Genomic DNA, 1,392 nt, shown 5'->3' with positions numbered 1-1,392 from the left:
TCATAGACAGAACCTTAAGCACTAAGCTCAGCGTAAATTCCGTCTAACGTAATGTTTTCTTTAGACTTCCTCTGCGCGGACTTTTGAGCGTTCCTTGATATATAACTGGTAGCCCATTCGATTTTATTGCTGATTTCTGACCATGCGCCGTGACTGATACATTCAAATATTGGTAACAGCCAGACATCCACATTTTTTGCCGCTTTAAACAATGAGACCGATGGCATTATCTGAAGCGCAATACTACGCCTAATGATCAGCGCAAGTAAACTGGCCCAGATGAGCCCATCAACGATGGCCTTTTGTGCGGTGACAAATCGTTGCCAGTTGGTGTGAGACTTTAACTCTTTAAAAAGCAGTTCCACCTGCCATCGACAGCGGTAGATCGCCATGATGTCATCGGCAGTAAAGGTGTCTGAAGGTAAGTTAGTTATCCAAATGCAGAATCGTTTTTCTTCAGCAAACCATCGTCGCACGACTCTAAACTCTTGTTTACCTCGACGGACTTTTAGGTCAAGGACCTGCGAACGGTTGGTACCTCGAGTAATGTCTTTCAGCTTCTTCCCTTCTAGCTTAGGCAGCAGTCGCCCCTTGCCGTTCCTTGCCTCAATAATCATAGGGTTCAGAGACTTAGCACCTCGGACAATATAGAATCCGCCATGCTGTTCAAGCTCTCGAAAGAAGTGGAAATCAGGATACCCTGCGTCAGCTAACAGCAATTTGTTGTTCATCGTTTTGGGCTCAGGTAAAAAATCTCTTTCTGATGCCGTATCAGCGCTGATGTTCATCGCGACTGGAGAAAAGCTTTTCAACGACATTGTCATATGACATTCAACCGCTGCAGGGTTACGTTTAAATCGACTCGGATAAACATCCGCCAGGTCACGATGGATGTGGAAAGAGCTGCCATCTTGAAGCAGTACATCATCAAAGGTGTCGAGCTTATTTGGTAGACCGACATTCTGCTGGCGAGCAAATTGAGCTATTGCTCGAATAACAAGTTGCCGCATGAAATTAGGAAACTCATTTTTCCTCAACTGGTTATGGTAAGGCTTGTATGCCACGGCACCTTCAGGGCTCAAGCACATCCCATTGAATTGTCGCAGTAAATCCGCAATGGAAGTGCAGTTTCCTTTGCTTAACGCGGCCACTAAGCTAATGACTAGCTGCTCGGGTAATATCGCCCGACACCGTTTCATCAGGCCTGTACTTTTCGCCATTTTTTGGAGGGTGTCAGCATTAAAGAATTGCTTAAATTGCTTCTGTAAGGAGATAATCGTCATCGGCTTCACTATTGATGTAGGTAGTTTGTTTGGCGACGATTATCTGATCATAAATGAAGCCTTTTTTCTATCTAAATAAACAAGTTAGCTCTTAAGATCCTGTCTATGA

The 1,392-nt window shown here is 44.5% G+C and carries 1 protein-coding gene; it reads right to left on the bottom strand.

Going from position 1 to position 1,392, the window contains the following annotated elements; genetic code table 11:
• Window positions 1-14 precede the first annotated feature (14 nt).
• Window positions 15-1,283, bottom strand: coding sequence for an IS4 family transposase (locus AB4249_RS17840; protein WP_372104184.1), 1,269 nt, complete (start codon window positions 1,281-1,283; stop codon window positions 15-17).
• Window positions 1,284-1,392 lie beyond the last annotated feature (109 nt).

This window comes from Vibrio sp. 10N.261.55.F4, assembly GCF_041470465.1.
Taxonomy (GTDB): Bacteria; Pseudomonadota; Gammaproteobacteria; order Enterobacterales; family Vibrionaceae; genus Vibrio; species Vibrio crassostreae_C.
This window is presented reverse-complemented; position numbering and strand designations above follow the sequence as displayed.